The sequence below is a fragment of the Paenibacillus sp. Marseille-Q9583 genome, from assembly GCF_976954365.1.
In genome coordinates this window covers 42,392-60,902 of record NZ_CDRJTB010000015.1, presented here as the reverse complement: position 1 = coordinate 60,902, position 18,511 = coordinate 42,392, and the positions used below count along the sequence as shown (strand labels likewise).

At 42.1% G+C, this 18,511-nt stretch carries 16 protein-coding genes; 14 read left to right on the top strand and 2 right to left on the bottom strand.

Annotation, left to right across the window (positions count from 1 at the left end):
- The first annotated feature begins 128 nt into the window (after positions 1-128).
- The 3 genes from ACWNM1_RS09810 (at position 129) to ACWNM1_RS09800 (ending at position 5,429) form a co-directional block, all read left to right on the top strand.
- The gene (locus ACWNM1_RS09810; RefSeq protein ID WP_076282879.1) at positions 129-584 is read left to right on the top strand and encodes a MarR family winged helix-turn-helix transcriptional regulator; all 456 of its coding nucleotides are present in this window, start codon (positions 129-131) and stop codon (positions 582-584) included.
- A complete protein-coding gene (locus ACWNM1_RS09805) occupies positions 581-3,742 on the top strand; it encodes an MMPL family transporter (RefSeq protein WP_449600831.1) in 3,162 nt (1,053 codons plus the stop codon). The genes ACWNM1_RS09810 and ACWNM1_RS09805 overlap by 4 nt, the downstream gene beginning before the upstream one ends.
- Positions 3,743-4,025: 283 nt before the next feature.
- On the top strand, positions 4,026-5,429 hold the full coding sequence (locus tag ACWNM1_RS09800) for a lytic polysaccharide monooxygenase (protein WP_449600830.1): 1,404 nt from the start codon (positions 4,026-4,028) through the stop codon (positions 5,427-5,429).
- 96 nt (positions 5,430-5,525) lie between these two features.
- On the opposite strand, the gene ACWNM1_RS09795 is transcribed toward ACWNM1_RS09800, so the two are convergent.
- Positions 5,526-6,197, bottom strand: a complete 672-nt coding sequence (locus ACWNM1_RS09795) for a tetratricopeptide repeat protein (protein WP_449600829.1) — start codon at positions 6,195-6,197, stop codon at positions 5,526-5,528.
- A gap of 192 nt (positions 6,198-6,389) precedes the next feature.
- On the opposite strand from ACWNM1_RS09795, the gene ACWNM1_RS09790 reads away from it, so the two are divergent.
- The 4 genes from ACWNM1_RS09790 to ACWNM1_RS09775 all read left to right on the top strand — a co-directional run bounded on the left by ACWNM1_RS09790 (position 6,390) and on the right by ACWNM1_RS09775 (position 9,934).
- Positions 6,390-7,937 carry a stalk domain-containing protein gene (locus ACWNM1_RS09790; protein WP_449600828.1) on the top strand — a complete coding sequence of 516 codons (1,548 nt, stop codon included), beginning with the start codon at positions 6,390-6,392 and terminating at the stop codon, positions 7,935-7,937.
- 88 nt (positions 7,938-8,025) lie between these two features.
- Positions 8,026-8,619 carry an LOG family protein gene (locus ACWNM1_RS09785; RefSeq protein WP_449600827.1) on the top strand — a complete coding sequence of 198 codons (594 nt, stop codon included), beginning with the start codon at positions 8,026-8,028 and terminating at the stop codon, positions 8,617-8,619.
- Positions 8,620-8,743: 124 nt separating this feature from the next.
- Positions 8,744-9,637: a polysaccharide deacetylase family protein gene (locus ACWNM1_RS09780; RefSeq protein WP_449600826.1), complete on the top strand. Its 894-nt coding sequence runs from the start codon at positions 8,744-8,746 to the stop codon at positions 9,635-9,637.
- 132 nt (positions 9,638-9,769) lie between these two features.
- On the top strand, positions 9,770-9,934 hold the full coding sequence (locus ACWNM1_RS09775; protein ID WP_179085705.1) for a hypothetical protein: 165 nt from the start codon (positions 9,770-9,772) through the stop codon (positions 9,932-9,934).
- A 73-nt stretch (positions 9,935-10,007) separates the two neighbouring features.
- Here the strand turns inward: ACWNM1_RS09775 and ACWNM1_RS09770 are convergent, their stop codons facing one another.
- Complete coding sequence (locus ACWNM1_RS09770) at positions 10,008-10,220, bottom strand: hypothetical protein (RefSeq protein WP_042187476.1); 213 nt, start codon at positions 10,218-10,220, stop codon at positions 10,008-10,010.
- Between the two features lie 207 nt (positions 10,221-10,427).
- Here ACWNM1_RS09770 and ACWNM1_RS09765 point away from each other — a divergent pair, with 207 nt between their 5' ends.
- The 7 genes from ACWNM1_RS09765 to ACWNM1_RS09735 all read left to right on the top strand — a co-directional run bounded on the left by ACWNM1_RS09765 (position 10,428) and on the right by ACWNM1_RS09735 (position 18,510).
- Entirely contained in the window at positions 10,428-10,925 is a 498-nt protein-coding gene (locus ACWNM1_RS09765) for a manganese efflux pump (RefSeq protein WP_449600825.1), read from the top strand.
- Positions 10,926-11,254: 329 nt separating this feature from the next.
- Positions 11,255-11,857, top strand: coding sequence for a hypothetical protein (locus ACWNM1_RS09760; protein ID WP_449600824.1), 603 nt, complete (start codon positions 11,255-11,257; stop codon positions 11,855-11,857).
- 136 nt (positions 11,858-11,993) lie between these two features.
- Entirely contained in the window at positions 11,994-13,352 is a 1,359-nt protein-coding gene (locus ACWNM1_RS09755) for an ABC transporter substrate-binding protein (RefSeq protein ID WP_449600823.1), read from the top strand.
- A gap of 156 nt (positions 13,353-13,508) precedes the next feature.
- On the top strand, positions 13,509-14,462 hold the full coding sequence (locus ACWNM1_RS09750) for a carbohydrate ABC transporter permease (RefSeq protein ID WP_042187483.1): 954 nt from the start codon (positions 13,509-13,511) through the stop codon (positions 14,460-14,462).
- On the top strand, positions 14,459-15,322 hold the full coding sequence (locus ACWNM1_RS09745; protein WP_094868591.1) for a carbohydrate ABC transporter permease: 864 nt from the start codon (positions 14,459-14,461) through the stop codon (positions 15,320-15,322). The genes ACWNM1_RS09750 and ACWNM1_RS09745 overlap by 4 nt, the downstream gene beginning before the upstream one ends.
- Positions 15,323-15,405: 83 nt before the next feature.
- Positions 15,406-17,130, top strand: coding sequence for a sensor histidine kinase (locus tag ACWNM1_RS09740; RefSeq protein WP_449600822.1), 1,725 nt, complete (start codon positions 15,406-15,408; stop codon positions 17,128-17,130).
- Positions 17,131-17,163: 33 nt separating this feature from the next.
- Entirely contained in the window at positions 17,164-18,510 is a 1,347-nt protein-coding gene (locus tag ACWNM1_RS09735; protein ID WP_449600821.1) for an ABC transporter substrate-binding protein, read from the top strand.
- The last annotated feature ends 1 nt before the right edge of the window (position 18,511 follow it).

Sequence of the window (18,511 nt, the reverse complement as noted above, 5' to 3'; positions counted from 1 at the left end):
CCTGTTTTTTTGTTGGGTACACCTTAAATTGTTCCTAAGAATTGTAAAGTTGACTTTTGAAATAAATGGGATTATAGTTTGACAGTGAAACTGTTCTACAGTTGAACTATATTTGGAGGTAGGAAGCTTTGGAAGATGAAGTTCAGCATTGGATTAACCGTTATATGGATGCTTATATGATGGTGACTCGACAAGTAGCCGCAAGAATTAAAGATAGCATTGCTGCAGATACAACGAATGATCAGTATCAAATTCTGCGTCTGATTAATGCTCAGGAACAATGTACGTCTACATATCTAGCAGAAACTTTTTGCGTGGGTAAAAGCTCCATTACAGCAATAATCAACAGACTGGTGCAAGCGGGCATTATCGAGCGAACTCGTGACGAGAATGATCGTCGTCAGGTGTATTTATCGATGTCAGAGCATGGTAAAAGAGTATTTGAAGCAGCTGAGTCGCAAGTACATGAAGTAGTTGCACCGTATTTGTTTCATTTTGAAAAGAAGGATATTGAGACATTCATCATGATGTTTGAGAAGCTGGCAAGTCTAATTCAGAATGATAATGGAGGGAAGAGCCAATGAAGACGATTCTAAAAGCAAGATGGGCGGTTATCGCAATCTGGCTCGCTGTAGCGGTGGTGCTAGTGATGACGGCCCCGTCTTTCTCTGATCTTGTCCGTGAGAAGGGGCAGGTTACCGTTCCAGAGGGATACCCTTCATCAAGAGCAGCAGAAATCATGAAGGAAGCGTCAAGTGACAAGGGAGGCGAATCACTCCATCAAGTAGCCCTTGTGTTCAATAACCCGAAGGGAATCGGAGCGGAAGAAACAGCAAGTATTCAACAAGGCGTTGAGAAGCTGGCTGCGAATAAGGAAGCTCTGCAGTTAGATTCCATCACTGATCCTTTTTCACAAAGTGAGCTTAAAGATACACTGATTGCCAAAGATGGCAAGACTATTATGGTGGCGTTGTCCGTAAAAGGTGAAGGAGAGGCTGTTACTTCGCTGCCAGATAAAGTGGATGAGATGCTCTCAGGTGTTAAAGCAGATCATTATTTGACCAGTGAAGGTCTGATTACAGAGGATATGATTGCAAGCTCAGAAGCAGGGCTAAAGAAGTCGGAGTATATTACAGTTGTCTTTATCCTACTTATTCTATTCGTCGTGTTTCGTTCGTTCGTAGCGCCTTTTGTACCGCTGCTGACCGTGGGTATCAGCTATATTGTATCCCAATCTGTTGTGGCTTTTTTGGTGGCTCGTTATGATTTTCCTTTATCAACGTTTACTCAAATCTTTATGGTTGCGGTCATGTTCGGGATCGGTACGGATTATTGTATTCTGCTGATCAGTCGCTTTAAAGAAGAATTGATGACCGCAGAAGATACTAAAAGTGCAATCATTGCAACTTATCGAAAAGCTGGAGGAACGGTGTTCTATTCGGGCTTAGCGGTGTTTGTAGGTTTTATAGCGATTGGGTTATCGAAATTTATTCTTTATCGTTCAGCAGTAGCTGTTGCAGTTGGTATTGCAGTTATGCTATTGGCACTTGTGACAATTGTTCCATTCTTTATGGCTGTTCTAGGCAAAAAGCTATTCTGGCCCTCCCGTGGCAAACTGGAGCATAGTGAGAGCCGTATTTGGGGATGGGCAGGTTCTTTTTCTTTAAAAAGACCGTGGGCCGCACTTCTAATCGTTGCAGTAATCGTATCCCCATTCCTAGTCACCTATAGCGGTAAGCTGTCTTTTAACAGCTTGGAGGAAATTGGCTCGGAATATGCTTCCGTAAAAGGCTTTAATATTATTTCGGAGAGCTTCGGACCAGGTGAATCGATGCCTGGCAAGATCGTTATCAAGAATGATGATCGTATGGACAATTCAGAATATCTGGGACTTGCGGAGAAAATTAGCCGCGAGCTGGAAAAAGTGGATAGTGTAAAATCTGTTCGGAGTATGTCACGTCCAACAGGTGAGCTGATTAGTGATTTCTTGATTCCGAATCAGGTGGGTACTCTTTCTGATGGACTGGACCAGAGTAACGAAGGTCTGGCCAAGATTCAGACCGGCTTGTCTGAAGCTAGTAAACAGCTTAGCGATAATGCCCCTAAACTTACAGAGGCTGTTGCAGGGAGTGCTAAGCTGACAGAGGGCACAGCGGATCTCAAAGACGGAATTGTTGCTTTAGGTGCTGGGCTCACCCAGATTGAGAGCGGGATTAAGAGTGGCTCAGCGGGTGCAGGAGAGATCAAATCCGGTCTTCAGCAGGCAGCAACAAGTGCTAAACAGTTAGCAGATGCAAATGCGAAGTTACTTGAGGGCTATAAAAAAATCGGTGGAGGCTTAACCCAGCTGGATGAAGGACTCCGGCAGCTTCCGAAGCAGCTACAAGGTGTTGCAGAGGCATTAAAAGGACTGGACAGTTCCTTCGCTGGCCTAGAGAGCAGTTATCCGGAAATTGTTCAGGATGTAAATTATTTGACGATCAAAGGTACAGTAGCACAAAGTGGTACGGGTGCAGCGCAACTAGCAGCCGGTCTTGGTCAGGTTTCAGAACAGCTTAAAGGTGCAGCTACTGGCTTAAATGAGGCGAATGCCGGTTATGCCAAAGCTGCGGCTGGGCAAACCGCGCTCGCACAAGGTTTAGCTAAGCTTGTAGCAGGAATCGGTCAACTGCAATCTGGACTCGATCAGGCAGCAGCAGGTCAAGGACAGATCGTAGATAAGATTCCATCTATCACAAGTGGTCTTGATCAATTGCAAGGCGGACAGAAGCAGCTTGCAGATGGTTTTGGTGAATTGACAGGTCAGATTGGGGCCTTAACCACTGGACTAAGCGATAGTGCTGATGGATTGAAGCAAATTACAAGTGGTCTGGGCTCGGCACAAGAATACTTAAATCAGATTCAAGCGGCTAAGGATGAAGAGCTGAGCGGATTCTTCGTACCAGCTGAGGCACTTAAAGCTGAAGGTATAAAGCAGGTATTTGATACGTACTTGTCTGATGACCGTAAGGTGATGACGTTGGACGTGGTATTTACCGAGAATCCTTACAGCTCAGAGGCTATAGATAGTGTGGGTGATATTCAAGCAGCAGTAGATCGTGCCGTTAAAGGTACGAAGCTTGAAAATGCTGAAACAGCTATTAGCGGGGTTACAAGCAGTCAAAGCGATTTAAGGAATATTTCCAATGAAGATTATACGCGTACGGTAATCTTGATGCTGAGCGGTATTTTCATCATATTAGTGTTGCTGCTCCGTTCAATCGTAATGCCGATTTACCTTATCATTTCACTTTTGATCACTTACTTTTCAGCGTTGGGCGTTACAGAGGCTATTTTCGTTAATCTTCTGCACTATGAAGGGATTACCTGGACGACGCCATTCTTTAGTTTTGTTATGCTGATTGCACTAGGTGTGGATTATAGCATTTTCTTAATGGCCCGGTTTAACGAAAATAAAACATGGGACGTAAAAGAAGCGATTCTACACGCTATGCGCAATATGGGTACAGTTATCCTTTCAGCTGTAGTTATTCTGGGTGGTACCTTCGCTTCGATGTATCCTTCTGGGGTATTGTCGATGATGCAGATTGCTACAGTGGTGCTCGTAGGATTGGCCTTGTACGCTTTAATCTTCCTGCCGTTCTTTGTCCCTGTAATGGTACGGATCTTCGGCCGAGGAAATTGGTGGCCATTTTCGGTTAAACAAAGCGGAGAGGCTAACAAACAGGATTTAAATATGTAAATGGGACGATACCCCATTTATGAATCAGAAGTCATAAGAAGTTGTTTTTTTGCAGCCAGCCACCGATATATTTATCGGTGGCTGGCTTTATATTTGAATAGAATGAATCGCTTCGATGAGGCATTATTAGCGGGGAGAATTACTAATTCGTTCAATTGTCATGGGTCTTTTATCCATTGTCGTCTGGTTCTTTAGGTTATTGTTATTATGTTTTCAGAAAATTATAATAACACTGGATTCGGTATCAAAGTCTCCAAATTACAACTAGAAAGCGAGATGATGAATGATGAAAGTAAGCATGAAGAACAGCAGTATCGCAAAGAAGGTTGCTCCATTTGTTATTACTGCGGGGGTTATTGCCGGAGTAGGACTTATCGATACCGATAAAGCGTTAGGACATGGTTATGTATCCGAACCAGCAAGTCGTGCGAAGCTTGGTGCAGCGAATAATGTGGGTTCTGTTCAATATGAGCCACAGAGTCTAGAGGCACCAAAGGGTTTCCCATTGGCGGGTCCTGCGGACGGGAAGATAGCATCTGCGGGTGGCATGTTCGGAGGAATTCTGGATCAACAATCAAGTGATCGCTGGATTAAGCACGATATGGTTGGCGGAGTCAATGACATCACTTGGTATCATACAGCACAACATAGAACAACAAAATGGCATTACTATATTACGAAAAAAGGTTGGAATCCTAATACGCCAATTAAACGTTCCGATTTAGAGCTTATTGGAACTTTTGAGAATGGCGGTAAACAGCCTGAGCGTTCTGTCACGCACAAAGTAAATGTCCCAACTGACCGCAGTGGATACCATGTTATTTTGGCGGTGTGGGATATTAATGATACAGCGAATGCCTTCTACCAAGTCATTGATGTGAATCTAAAGAACGGTGAATCAGGACCTGGGGTACAACCAGACACGGAGAAGCCGTCAACAGTAACGGGGTTACACACGATGAGTGTAGAATCGAGCAGTGTAGATCTTATGTGGAATGCTGCAATAGATAACGTAGGCGTAGATCATTACATGATTTATCGCGGGGATAGCGTCGGTATAGCGAAACAAATCGGAACATCCTCAACAACGAGCTTTAAAGACATTACTGTAGAACCAGGTAAAATTTATACATATTATATTGTTGCGGTGGATCGTGCAGGAAACACGTCAGGCTCAAGTAATATTATTGTTGTTAGCACACCAAACCCGGAAGTGGTTATACCTCCAGTGGAAACACCAGATACTGTGAAGCCTTCGATGGTTGAGGGGCTGCATACCATGTCAGTGAAGCACAATAGTGTTAATTTAATGTGGAATGCCGCCCAAGATAATGTAGGTGTTGATCATTATGTTGTGTATCGAGAGGGTGTTGAATTGACCCAAACTAAGGGAACTTCCTTTACAGATTTAACGGTGCAAACTTCCACTACGTACAATTATCATGTGAGAGCTGTAGACGCTGCGGGTAATATTTCAGATAAGAGCTCCTTGTATACAGTCACAACCCTTGTGAAACCCGTATTACCAGATGTAGCAGCTTGGAATGCAATCGGGTTGTACATTGTAGGAACAAAAGTTGAATACAAGGGGAACGTTTATGAAGCTCGAGTGACATTTAGAAGTTTCGGTGATACCAACTGGAATCCGGAGTCGGCATTATCGCTTTGGAAATTAGTGACGAACTAATAGTATCGTTTCCCCAAAAAATTATTATAAAAAAACGGAGATCATTTCTGATAATCAGAAGTGATCTCCGTTTTTTGGGTTAAGGAGTGGTCAAGTTTATTTCATCTTGGCGAAAAAGCTGCGCAACGCCCAACCGCGCTCCTGCCGTTTTTTATATTTAGGCAGTGAACGATAAACAGCGGTGGACTCTTCGAAAGCTCGTTTCGCATCCTCTGATCTGCCAAGCGCTTTATACATCGAGCCAGCCAGATAATACGCCTCAGAAGAAGAAGACTGGATTTCTTGATACTGAGTAACGTATTGTAATGCTTTATCATGATTCGTATGGCGGAAAGTTTCCGCTAACCAAAGATATGGCTGACCATATCGAGCCTTACGGTTGATCTCCAGACCACGAAGCATTTGTGCTTCGCCTTCATCCAAAGCGCCTAGCTTGAGATTCACATGTCCAAGTTCTACCCAATATTCAGCAGATTGTTCATAACGGTCCTCGATTTGGAGTAGGAGATCCTTCGCTTCCCTGTATTTTTTACGTTCTGCCAAACTCCGCGCTAAATCAAATTTGGATGAAACATCATTAGGATTTAAAGAAATAGTTGTACGTAGCTTGGAAATTTGACGCATTCTTTTGAAGGGCTTAGTAATGCTAGGGAAGATGCCCACATATCGCCGATCCAAGAAATACAAGATAAGAAGCAGGATGAATATAGCCAGAAAAGGGTTGCCCACTAATCTGAAGAGCAGTAAAACACCTATAAATTTAAGCATAACTTCCCTCCATAATCATTTGGTTCCGGTATTGCGATTGAAAAGAGTAGATCTAAGGCAGCGTAATTATATCATAATTCAAAACAATCTGAATCCCGGGTTTTAAAAATTATACAACTTTGAGCAGCTTAATAGCGTCTTAGTGTAAGATGAATAATAATTACAATAATATCACAAGAAGGGAAAAACAAGATGAACTTATTAGCAAGGAAGCTGCGGCAGTTTAGTTTGGTTGTTTGTTCTACTTTTATGGCTGTTACGTCAGTCCCGCAAGTGATAAGCGCGGATCCCTCATCCGCGAAGCTGAGTGGAATTAAGGAGATTGTTGCAACTTCTGGATTTTGGGGAGGGAGCTCCTTCGCACTGGGGAATGACGGAACCGTATGGTCTTGGGGAAGTAATGTTTTTGGACAATTTGCAAATGGAACTGCAGGTCCTGAAGGGTGGACGATTACTCCCCATAGCATAGCAGCGCTTGATCGTACGAAGCAGTTAGAGGTCGGCGGAGTTTATTATGTAGCGCTGAACGAAGACGGGACGGTTAAAGCTTGGGGAGATTTCCGGCCTACAGAAGCAGCCAATGGGGGAAGCACTAAACAGCACAAGGTGCTGCTTCCTCAGGTTATCTCTGGGATGACCGATGTAGTCAGTATAGCTTCAGGCATAAACAATACCTTAGCTTTGAGAAAGGATGGAAGTGTACTCCAATGGAATCCTCCAGTGACCACTGATGTAGGTTTTACAGCGTTGCCTGCTGCTACCAAGGTTCAAGGTTTAAGTGATGTCAAATGGGTCGGTAATAGTGACTATCAGGCCGCAGTTCGAACTAACGGTACCCTTTGGACTTGGAGCGCTAACCCGCAAATAGAGAATGCAAAAACGGTGAAGAAACCGACACCAGTTAAGGATCTGTACCATGTGAAGTCCGTTTCTATGAGCGATCGCAGTATTCTGGCTTTAACCGAGAGTGGAAGCGTCTGGGGAACGATTGACGGCAATAATTATAACGAAATCACGATGAAAAAGATGCCGGGTCTTACGGATATTGTATCTGTTCAGACGAAAAATGGGTTCAATCTTGTTGCCAATAAAAAGGGAGAATACTGGGTATGGAAAGCCGGCACTTTATTGCAAGGTCTGCAAAAGATCACAGTCATAAAGCCGATCTCCAAACTTACACTGGATTTAGGTGGCTTTGTAGCTGTTAAAAAAGATGGCACCGTGTGGACTTGGAGTACCCAATCATCAAGCGTCAGTAAATGGGTCTTTACTAAACCTAAACAAATTAAAGGCTTGAGCAATCCGGTTTCTTTTGCCACGGGGGAAAATAGTAAATATGCAGTTTTGAAGGATGGAACAGCAGTAGCTTGGGGGACGAATATGTTTGGTCAACTTGGAATCAGTGCGCTTGATTCACGTCCTTTTACTATATCTCCTATCTTGAAGCCTGTTACTGTAATTGTTGATGGTCAGAAAGTTGACTCCGTACAGTCTGCTATATTGTTGGATGGAAGTGTAAGAGTACCAATTAGGGAAGTGGCGGAAAGTCTGGGCTATACCCTCTCATGGGACGGCGATATGACGCTCTCGAAAGAAGGCAAGAAAATCATCTTTAAAGAGGGTGCCATTAAAGTAAGTTATACATCACTTGTTCCAGCGGCAGCTTTGGCTAAGGCACTAGGTGTTACTGCAGAGTGGAATAGTAAACTGTACCAATTAACGATACAAACAAAAAGATGACTTTCATTTAACACTTATATTAATATTCTGATGTACAATAAGTGAATTATCTCAATTGAACCATAATAACCAGTCTGGAGTGATAGGTATGGCTTTTACAATATGTGTGTTCGCCGGTTCGAATCCAGGTCTTAATTCAGAATATACAGAAATGGCTAGAGAGTTGGGTTATCATATAGCTGCACAAGGTTGTAGGCTGGTTTATGGAGGTTCAAGAAATGGCCTGATGGGACAGGTGGCAGACGGAGTGTTGGCAAATGGTGGTGAAGTCGTCGGTATCATGCCAGTGGATCTTTTTAAAGATGAAATCAGGCATTCTGGGCTAACGAATCTGATTGAGGTCTCTAGTATGCATGAACGTAAGGCCATTATGAGCGGTATGGCTGATGCGTTTATAGCCCTGCCAGGTGGTCTTGGAACCTTTGATGAGTTATTTGAAATTCTATGCTGGATGCAGATTGGGATTCATCAGAAGCCTATAGGGCTGCTGAATATAAGAGGTTATTTTAATCCACTGTTAGCCATGATCACTCACAGTGTAAGTGAAGGGTTTGCTCCAAAAAATGCGTTGAAAATGTTAGATATGAACTCTGATCCCGAATATTTGCTTGAACTGATGAGAGGTCAAGTTGATCATAGTAATAAAGATTTTGGGAACGCTAGATTTCCATCACAGCGTTAGATTCTAGGCTCCACTGCTGTAGGGAGCAAATGAACGGTTTACACAATAAGGACGCAAACACTTAACGGTGATTGCGTCCTTATTGTTATTTTTATAAAATCATTCATTAATAGGGGGAAGGTTTATGATTCAAAAATTAGGTTTTGCGATTGAAGACCGTTTGTTAATTATTAATGCCGACGATTTTGGAATAACTAAAGGAACTAATGAAGCTATTGTTAACTTATTTGAAGAAAAAGCTATAACATCCACATCTATTATGATCCCTTGCCCAGACTCAAATGAAGCAATGGAGATTGTCAATCGTAAAGGGATAAAGAATATTGGAATTCATCTAACTTTAACAAGCGGCGAGAAACATCTGTATCAACCAGTATTCAAAGAAAGAAATTTAAATAGTTTAATTACGGCGGAAGGATATTTTCATCAAGATGCCACTCTTCTGGAAAGAAACGCTGCTGCTAATGAGGTTAAATTAGAGATGGAATCGCAGATCCAAAGTGCAATAGTACAAGGCATTGATCCAACTCATCTGGATAGTCATGGTGGAAGCATTATGGGGTTATTCACAGGGCGAGATTTTATAGAAATAACATTTGATTTATGTGAAAAGTACCAACTACCCTTTAATTTACCTAGTAGGATCTTAGACCAACCATTTTTTAATAATGATCAATTGAGATTGTTTCAAAAAAGAATTTCTTCAGCAAAAGAGAGGGGGATTTTATTAATCGATCATATAGTTTCTCTTCCATATTGTTTTAAACCCACTGCTGAGTACAGCAAAATGAAAAGGAGATTAACTGATCTATTAAAGAATCTAAAACCTGGAGTAACCCAGTTAACTATACATCCTTCTAAAAAAACAGAGCAGTTAATAGCGATAACGGAATGTTATACAGAAAGAGAATTGGAGTATCTTCTTCTAAATGATATTGAAATTAAGCAAGTGATTAATAATGAGCAAATCAAACTTATTTCATGGAGAGACATTCGTGATTTACAAAGAGGTATTTAGCGCATTGCAAAAAATTTGTTTAAACAGAAAGTCATAAAAGTGATTAAACTTTGGAGAAGCTGGGTAAGTAACCATATGCAATTAAGCGAAAATAGAAATTTCTGGAACGACACGAAAGGAGGTTGGAATTCAATGAATGTGATGGTACATAATCTTATGGCTTACAATCATCAGTTTTTTAGACCTCAGCCCGTGGTCAATCCTAAACAAGAGAGAGCTAATAAGAAGAAGCAGAGTTTTCAGGAAGTCTTGAATGAAAAAATGAAAGTGTATGGCACATACAAAAATATTAAGTAAGAGCTACTACATATGTCTGCTGAAAAAAGCCGGAACGCATTGATCCCAAGGGTCATTGTGTTCCGGCTTTTTTTTAGGGTCTAACCTCATAAAATTGGCAACTCTTACGAGCGTAATAAGTCAGATCGCTAACCCTCGACTGAATAACTACATCAGAATCGGTGAAGCGGACAACAGTGGCCCCTGAATTTACCAAATGATCGTCCTGAAATACACGAACAGGTAGTTTGCGGTCAACGGCTTCTTGGAAATCGCTGTCTGTTAGCAGCGGGCGGTTAATTGGCATAAGTATTTAACTCCTTTTGATCATTTAATGAAGTTAGAAATAAAAATAGTATACCTGTGGAAGCATGAGAAATCCAATATAAATGAAGCTGATGAACATTTTATGAGCAGCACATTTGGACAAAATTATATACGCCCATCTCAGACATAACATAGTTATGAATGTATTAAGGGGGTCTAGATATGCATTGGCTTTCCATCATCATTATTGGGTTGGCTTCTGATTATTGCTGTTCTGTCGATGCTGGCTACATATATCTCAATAACCTCAGGTGAGTATGTGTCAGAATATTTTTCTGAAGCGAATGGAAATGCCATTGGAGGCTGCTTAATTCTGTTTATGGGAATCTGGAGTATTAGAGCTGTGCATAAGAAACCAATTTCAAATGTAAGCATGGATATAGAGAGCAACGTCCTCAGCACAACTTCTACAGATACTGGCTATCGTCATGTTTTAAAATGGCAAGAATCGGTGTGGTTGGGTGTAGCGCTAGCTATCAATTGTATTGCTACAGGCTTTGGAGCAGGGATCAGCGGCGTGAACGCAACATTCACAGCGATCTCAGTGGGTGCCTTTTCGTTTATCACTGTTGCTGCGGGAATGAAAATCGGGAATCGAATGTCCAAAACTTGGCTAGGTAAACATTCTGATCTTATCGGTGGATTGTTATTAGTAGGCATAGGTCTGTATGAAATATTGATTTAAGGAAGGTCAAAGATACGAAGTAAATGTTTAAGACCACATTCAATTGAATGTGGTTTGTTAGCAACGATTTTTGAACGCTTGCTGGAAAATCTAACGAAAACAATCACAAACCGTTAATCGTGGAACTCATATCGACGGCATTGTAGATGTAGTTAGCTGCAACGGTACATTCGTAGTCTCTTAACAATGTCCTACCCTATCACCCGGTTTTTGGATATACTTGGTATATTAATATATTGGAGGTCAGACATTGAAAAAGAAGATTATCGAAACTTTAGGGCATAATGCTACCGATGACAGCGCGCAAGCTACAGAGCTGGAGAAGAGGCATGAATAGAAAAACACTTTATTTGATGCTCCTTGTCATATCTTTATCAGCATGTTCTTCAAATGTGCAGAATACACCACCGGAACCCACGAAATCACCCGAAGAAGTCAATAAAGCATTATCCGGTCTGATTGAGGAGAGGGATGAGGTTGGAGAATTCTCAGTCTATTATGCACAAACAACCATTGATAACATAGACAAGAATGATTTTTACGTTTATTTCATAAAAAACGAAGAAGGTATTGTCTCAAATCTTCATTATGTGGTTGATTATATAGGTAATCGTCAGATTGACACAAAGTGGATTAAGATTAGAGCAGATGATGAAGTTTTTGAAGTTACTAATAATGCGGGAATACTAATAAAGAAATCATTTTCTTATAGTACTGTACGTGAAGTTTATGAAGATACTGTTTATCTTAAAGATTTAAAGATGATAAAGGCGATGGCTAATGCCGAGAAAACAATTGTGCGATTGACAGGATTGGGTTTATACCAGGAAGACATAGTACTGAGTAAACGTCAGAAACAGGCCATGCTAAACGTTCTCAGAGCCTATAAAAACGCTGGTGGGGAAAACAAATTTTATGGTAATGAACTTTGAGTCCTCTTATGAGGGCTTTTTTTAATTGAATCAGAAATATTTCCACCATAAATCGGAAGTTTGCCTCCTCAAAAAAAGAATATAAACCCTGTACACTAAATCTTGTAAGAGAAACCTTTGAAAGGGGTACAGGGGAATGAATAAAGTAAAACACTTGGCGCTTTCGTTAGTCGCTATCATGCTTGTAGGTTCACTGGCAGCATGCGGAGGCAACAACGCCGAGAACAACACATCAACAAATAAAAATACAGGTAACAACGCAGCAAGCACAAGTGAACCAACAAAAGATGAGGGCACTGAGCCTGCTGAGAAAATCGAACTTTCTTTCTGGACACTCGGTAACGTGAACTACGAGGATCTAGCGAAAGAGTACACGAAGGAACATCCAAACGTTACGATCAAGGTTCAAAATACCGGTGACCAAACGGCTCACCATAATAATTTGACCACTGCTTTATCGGCGGGGTCGGGGGCACCAGATATTTTCCAACTTGAAATCGGTTTCATGGAGCGTTTTATCAATGCACAAGATAAATTCTATAACCTAAATGATCTCGGAGCCAAAGATATTAAAGCGAACTATCTGGATTGGAAATGGAAACAAGCCTCTTCCGTAGATGGAAGCTTCCAGCTGGGTCTTCCTACAGATATCGGTCCAACGGTTGTGTATTACAGAACAGATTTGGCTGAAGAAGCAGGATTGCCAAGTGACTCCGAAGGATTCGGCGCAGCGATTGATACTTGGGACAAGTTCGCAGCTGTAGCCAAAGCTTTCAAGGAAAAGACAGGCAAACCGTTTGTAGACCTTACTGATCTTACATTTAACGCTTTACGTGACCAATCTGCGGATGAAATCTATTTCAGCAAAGCGGATGGCAGCTTTATCGGAGACACTAATCCGCAAGTTCGCAAAGCTTATGATTTCACAGTTAAAGGTATCCAAGAAGGCTGGATCAGCAATGTGATGCTCTGGTCTCCTGAATGGGGACAAGGGATGAACGACGGATCATTTGCAGTGGTTATGGGACCTGCTTGGATGGCAGGGAATGTTAAGAGTAATGCTCCAGACTCCACTGGCAAATGGAAAATCGCGCAGCTTCCAGAAGGTGCTGGTAACTGGGGGGGGGCGTTCCTGACACTCCCTAAAGAAGGTAAGCATTCTAAAGAAGCTTATGACTTTATCGCATGGATGGATAACAAGGATAATCAACTGGAATCATTCAAAACTAAAGGATTGATGCCTTCCATTCCAGCACTGTACGAAGATCCGGCATTCGTAGATTTCAAGGATGAATTCTTCGGTGGACAACAAACGGCTGTTGAATTTGGTAAAGCTGCTAATCGTGTAAAACCTGTATACTACGGTCCTCTTCATGACCAAACCGATACCTTCTTCAAAAATGCACTGAAAAATGTGCTGGAGAAAAAGGCTGATCCGGCTAAAGAGTGGGATGATGCTGTAAAACAAGCGAAAACACTGGCTGAACGCAGTTAAGATTTCTAATAAAAGCACTCTATTTCTAGAAGGTCCGGATTCATGGAGAACGGTATTCTCTATGAATTCGGATTTATCTCGCATAAACGCTTAGCGTCCTTATAGAGACGCCGAAGATGTTTTTGCTTAATACGTTAGATTACCTGGAGGTGTGACATGGCTGAGCCTGTTATTTCGAGTCCGCATGCCGAGAGCAAGCGCCCGTTTTTAACTGAACAAAGAAGGAGCCGCATCACCGCTTATACTTTCATTTCTCCTTTTTTTATTCTGTTCTCGATATTTGGACTATATCCGATCTTCTTTACGATCTACCTCTCATTCTTTAAATGGGATGCCTTGAATCCTATGAAATTCGTAGGAATGAAAAATTATGAATTGGTCACAAGCGACCCTACCTTTTGGATTTCTTTTAGCAACACCTTAATTATGGGACTGCTCGGAACGGTTCCACAGATCCTATTGGCGCTTTTGATTGCCGTATTGTTGAATTCGGGGATGACTCGTTTCAAGAAAACATTCCGCGTTCTCTTTTTCATGCCCAATATTACGTCTATCGTTGCGGTTACCCTAGTGTTTAGTACGCTGTTTGGGAACAACGGGATGATCAACTGGATGCTCAGTGGTTTAGGGCTTGATAGTGTGGCCTTCAACTCTGGCTGGTGGGGGGTCAAAATCGCGATCTCAACCATGGTGATGTGGCGCTGGACAGGGTATAATGCCATTATTTTTCTATCAGGACTTCAAAGTATTCCGACGGATTTGTATGAAGCAGCCCGTATTGATGGAGCGAACAGAAGGCAACAATTAACCTTCATTACATTGCCATTACTGAAACCATTCATCGTATTTGTCACTTTGCTATCGACTATAGGCGCCCTGCAGCTATTCACTGAGCCTTATGTATTCTTAGGACAATCAGGAACGGGATCTACACGCCAGGAAGGCATCACTATGGTTACCTATTTGTACAGCGAGGCATTCCGCAATGGATTCTTCGGTACGGCGGCGGCTACAGCAGTCCTGCTGTTTGTGGTCACGATTATATTTTCTGTCCTTAATATGCTGGTTTCAAGCCGCATGGGTGGAGATACAGGAGGGGGTAAAGCGTGAGTACTGTGCGTCTATTAAAAAAAGATCCGGATGATCTTGGGATTTTCGGCAAAGTAGGATTTTATCTCATTCTGATTCTTGGTGCACTCGTGTCCATCTTTCCTTTTTACTGGATGTTTGTAGTTGGCACAAATGATAGGGGCGCAGTATTCCATGTACCCCCTTTGCTTACAGTTGGGAACCAGTTTTTTGATAATTTCCAGCGGGTTCTGGATAAAACGGATTTCTTCCAAGCCCTTGGAAACTCATTATTCGTCTCGTCTATGGTAACGATATCGGTCGTATTTTTCTGTACACTTGCTGGTTATGCTTTTGCTAAATATGAATTCCCGTTTAAAAATATTCTATTTTACTTTGTAATTGCCACTCTATTTGTACCCCAGCAGCTTGGTGTGTTACCTACTTATGTAATTATGGCCAAGCTCCACTGGATCGACTCTTTCAAGGCGCTGATTGTTCCAGCTATGGTTAATGCCTTTGGGATCTTTTGGATGCGGCAGTATATCTCTACAGCTGTACATACGGAACTGATCGAAGCAGGACGGATTGATGGCGGCGGACATTTCCGGATCTTTTGGAACATCGCCATTCCAGTTATCACTCCAGCTATGGCAACACTAGGTATACTGAATTTTATGACCGTATGGAATGACTTCTTCTGGCCTTTGGTCGTGTTAAAGAACCAAGAACATTTTACAATACAAATCGCGCTCCAGCAGTTATTCTCCAATCGCGACGGTCTGGATTATGGAATGATCATGTCAGCTACGTTTACGGCGACCTTGCCACTGCTGATCGTCTTCCTATTATTTAGTCGTTGGGTAATTGCAGGACTAACCTCAGGAGCTATTAAGAGCTGATTTTACTTTTAACATTTACAAGGGAATAGGCGGTTTCGTGAAGAATACTAGAGGACAGAGACAGCAGGGGGAAGGGGAATACCATGAAGCTCCGCCGTAAAATCTTGTTCGCTATTATTCTTCTCGTCTTTATTCCAGTGATTCTGATGGGGATTGTTACTTACGTCAACTTTTCTAACGCTATGGAGAAAAAATCAAGTAACTTCTACTGGGTTTCATTGCTCGAAACGGATCGAAAGCTCAAATTCGCTCTTAGTGAAATCTCCTCGATCACAAATTCTGCGATCACACAACCGGTGATTCAACAATCGCTCAAGCAGACGAGCTTTGTACTCACCTATGATCGCAAGCAGGAGCTCAACAATTTACTCATTAATCATCCGATGATTACTTCATTTAGTTTATACAGTAAAGATCGGTTGCTCTATCAATACAATGCACCGATGTCCTTTGAGGAGATGAAGAAGCAGAGTTGGTTTAGTGCGATGGAAAGCGCTGAGGGACGCCCTGTATGGTCAGGGCCCGGTGAGAACGGTTCAGCGGTATCGGGTCATCCGGTAGTTGTGCAAGCCAGAGTAATCAAAGATTATTATTCTCTTGAAGATATAGGCTATTTGGTCGTTAATGTTAAACCTGATTTACTGGATCAGATTTTCTGGGAGGCAGCAACGCTTAAGAAGGGTGATATCCTGCTGGTGAACAAGCTGGGGAATATCGTTTTTAACAAATCCGGTGAACATATTGGGCAGCGCACGGAGTTCCCTTTTTTAGAAAATGATTATGTCAAGGAACAAAACTATTACATCGACAACTATCAGGGGGAAAAATCACTCATAACCTTCCTTCCTTCACATAATAAAGACTGGTATTTGGCAGCGATTACACCGATGAATCTAATCTCTTCGGAATCCATATCAATTCGTAACATTGCGATTATTTTGAGTACGGTTTCATTGTTATCCGCCATTTTGTTTGACCGATATTTTGTTAGAAGGCTCGTTTATAGCATTAACAGCGCGGTCAACGGAATGAAACGGGTGAAGCAGGGGATTTTTACACCTATTACTACACGCTATCGTGCGGATGATGAAAGTGATTTGCTGATTGATGGCTTTAACCGGATGAGCACACAGATTAACGAGTTGATTGTGCAAGTACAGACGGAGCAGGGTCGTAAAAAGGAAGCGGAAATGCAGGCATTAATGGCACAGATTAATCCACATTTTATTTATAATTCACTAGAATCGATTAATTCGATGGCCGTGCTGCAGGGCAATAAAGATATTAGTAAAATGGTCATCTCACTCGGCAAGCTGCTGCGAATCAGTATTAGTCAGAATCAAGAGCTGATAAAGCTGCAAATGGAGTTTGAACATGTTCGCCATTATCTGGATATTCAGAAGTTCCGTTTCGAGGATAAATTTTCGTATATTATTAATCTTCCTGAGGGTCTTAGAACGTTTATGACTCAAAAGCTGATTGTTCAGCCCATTGTAGAGAATGCATTGTACCATGCGATTGAGCCGATGGAGGACCCTGGAATCATAGAAATCACAGCCTATGAAATGGGTAGGGATATGATCATTATCGTAAAAGATAACGGCCCGGGCTTCGACTTAGCCAAGATGATGAATCTATGGGATAACGAGGGAGGCAGCCAGAAGAAATATAGTGACAGCGGCGTTGGGCTTAAGAATGTACATGAGCGCCTGAATATCCGATTCGGCAGTCCATATGGCTTACTTGTGTGTTCATCCCCTGGATTTGGTTCAACGATTCGAATTCGTATACCAAAAATACTGCCATAATCGATCATACAGAGGAAACAGGGGGAGAATGACATGAAGTGGTTATTGAAGTGGGGCTGGATGTGGATATATCTAGTGCTGATATCTGGCGCTGTTCTATTTATTACTTTAGGAGATCACGAACCGATTGAAGATAACTCACCAGAAAAAATAACGCTGACCTTCCGTCATTTCTGGATCAAAGAGCATGATCGGCCACTACTGGCTATCTTTGAAGAGATCGTGGATAAATACCAAATTGCGCATCCGAATGTGAAGGTCAATTTTGAAGGACTAGACCAGACGATTCACCGTGAACAAAAACTGAAAAGCGAGATGGTTACGGGCACGCCACCAGATATGTTTGTCTTATTTGGTGGCGCTGAAATTGAGCCATATGTGCGCTCTAATCGACTGGTTGATCTGTCTGATTTTGTCCGAGAGAACGGTCTAACCAATCAATTCAAGGATCTGCATCTATGGACCTTTGACAACCATATTTATGGATTGCCTATCGAAGGAAACGCTGAACCGTTGTATTTCAATAAGACTATATTCAACAAGCTTGGTCTCGGGGCGCCTACAACGCTTCAGGAACTCGATGATGTCATCCTGAGGCTCAAGGCTGGAGGATACATTCCGTTTGCACTCGGGAACGAGGATCGTTGGCCCGCCGGGATCTTTGCACATTATTTAATGGATCGTTATGCCGGCTCCGAGCTGATCCAGAAGCTAATCACAGGTGAGGATCAAGCGAGCTTTCAGAATGAGTCCTATTTAAAGGCTTTCGAGCATTTGAATCAATGGATAAAAGAAGGAGCCTTTAGCACCCAGTCTAATGATCTCTCAACTGAAAATGCAGTCGGTTTGTTTACAAGCGGCAAGGCTGCGATGTATTTAAACGGGAACTGGGATATCAATTTATTTTCTGGTAGTGCGGCTCCAGCTGATTTTCAGAATGAAGTAGGCGTAATGCCATTTCCTGCTTTGAAGCAAGGTGAGGAGCCTTCGATTGCGGGAGGTTACACCATAGGCATTGGTCTTTCCTCTGAGCTAAATGGAGCTAAACGGGAAGCCGCTTTGGATCTTATGAAGGCTTTTTATACGCAGGAAATTCAGACCCGAATTGTATATGAAGGCCTGAGAATTCCATCCATTCGAATTGCTTTTGATCCGGAGAAGACCGGTCCGGTATTCGCGCAAGTGATGGAAATGATGGAAGTGAACCGCAAGAGCTTTGTGCCTTACGATAACGTATTATCACCTGAAGTTAAGAAAATGTTCCTAAGTGTCATCGAAAAAATGATTAACGAAGAAATGTCTGCAGATCACGCTTTAAAGCTAGTGCAGGGATCATCGATGGAATACTGGAATCTGATCCAAAACTCAAGTGTTCAATAAG

Excerpts from the sequence above, each read along its gene's own strand:
- ACWNM1_RS09795 (WP_449600829.1), bottom strand. The coding sequence starts at position 6,197 with ATGCTTAAATTTATAGGTGTTTTACTGCTCTTCAGATTAGTGGGCAAC.
- ACWNM1_RS09755 (WP_449600823.1), top strand. The coding sequence starts at position 11,994 with ATGAATAAAGTAAAACACTTGGCGCTTTCGTTAGTCGCTATCATGCTT.
- ACWNM1_RS09750 (WP_042187483.1), top strand. The coding sequence starts at position 13,509 with ATGGCTGAGCCTGTTATTTCGAGTCCGCATGCCGAGAGCAAGCGCCCG.
- ACWNM1_RS09785 (WP_449600827.1), top strand. The coding sequence starts at position 8,026 with ATGGCTTTTACAATATGTGTGTTCGCCGGTTCGAATCCAGGTCTTAAT.
- ACWNM1_RS09775 (WP_179085705.1), top strand. The coding sequence starts at position 9,770 with ATGAATGTGATGGTACATAATCTTATGGCTTACAATCATCAGTTTTTT.
- ACWNM1_RS09770 (WP_042187476.1), bottom strand. The coding sequence starts at position 10,220 with ATGCCAATTAACCGCCCGCTGCTAACAGACAGCGATTTCCAAGAAGCC.
- ACWNM1_RS09800 (WP_449600830.1), top strand. The coding sequence starts at position 4,026 with ATGATGAAAGTAAGCATGAAGAACAGCAGTATCGCAAAGAAGGTTGCT.
- ACWNM1_RS09735 (WP_449600821.1), top strand. The coding sequence starts at position 17,164 with ATGAAGTGGTTATTGAAGTGGGGCTGGATGTGGATATATCTAGTGCTG.
- ACWNM1_RS09740 (WP_449600822.1), top strand. The coding sequence starts at position 15,406 with ATGAAGCTCCGCCGTAAAATCTTGTTCGCTATTATTCTTCTCGTCTTT.
- ACWNM1_RS09805 (WP_449600831.1), top strand. The coding sequence starts at position 581 with ATGAAGACGATTCTAAAAGCAAGATGGGCGGTTATCGCAATCTGGCTC.
- ACWNM1_RS09790 (WP_449600828.1), top strand. The coding sequence starts at position 6,390 with ATGAACTTATTAGCAAGGAAGCTGCGGCAGTTTAGTTTGGTTGTTTGT.
- ACWNM1_RS09780 (WP_449600826.1), top strand. The coding sequence starts at position 8,744 with ATGATTCAAAAATTAGGTTTTGCGATTGAAGACCGTTTGTTAATTATT.
- ACWNM1_RS09760 (WP_449600824.1), top strand. The coding sequence starts at position 11,255 with ATGAATAGAAAAACACTTTATTTGATGCTCCTTGTCATATCTTTATCA.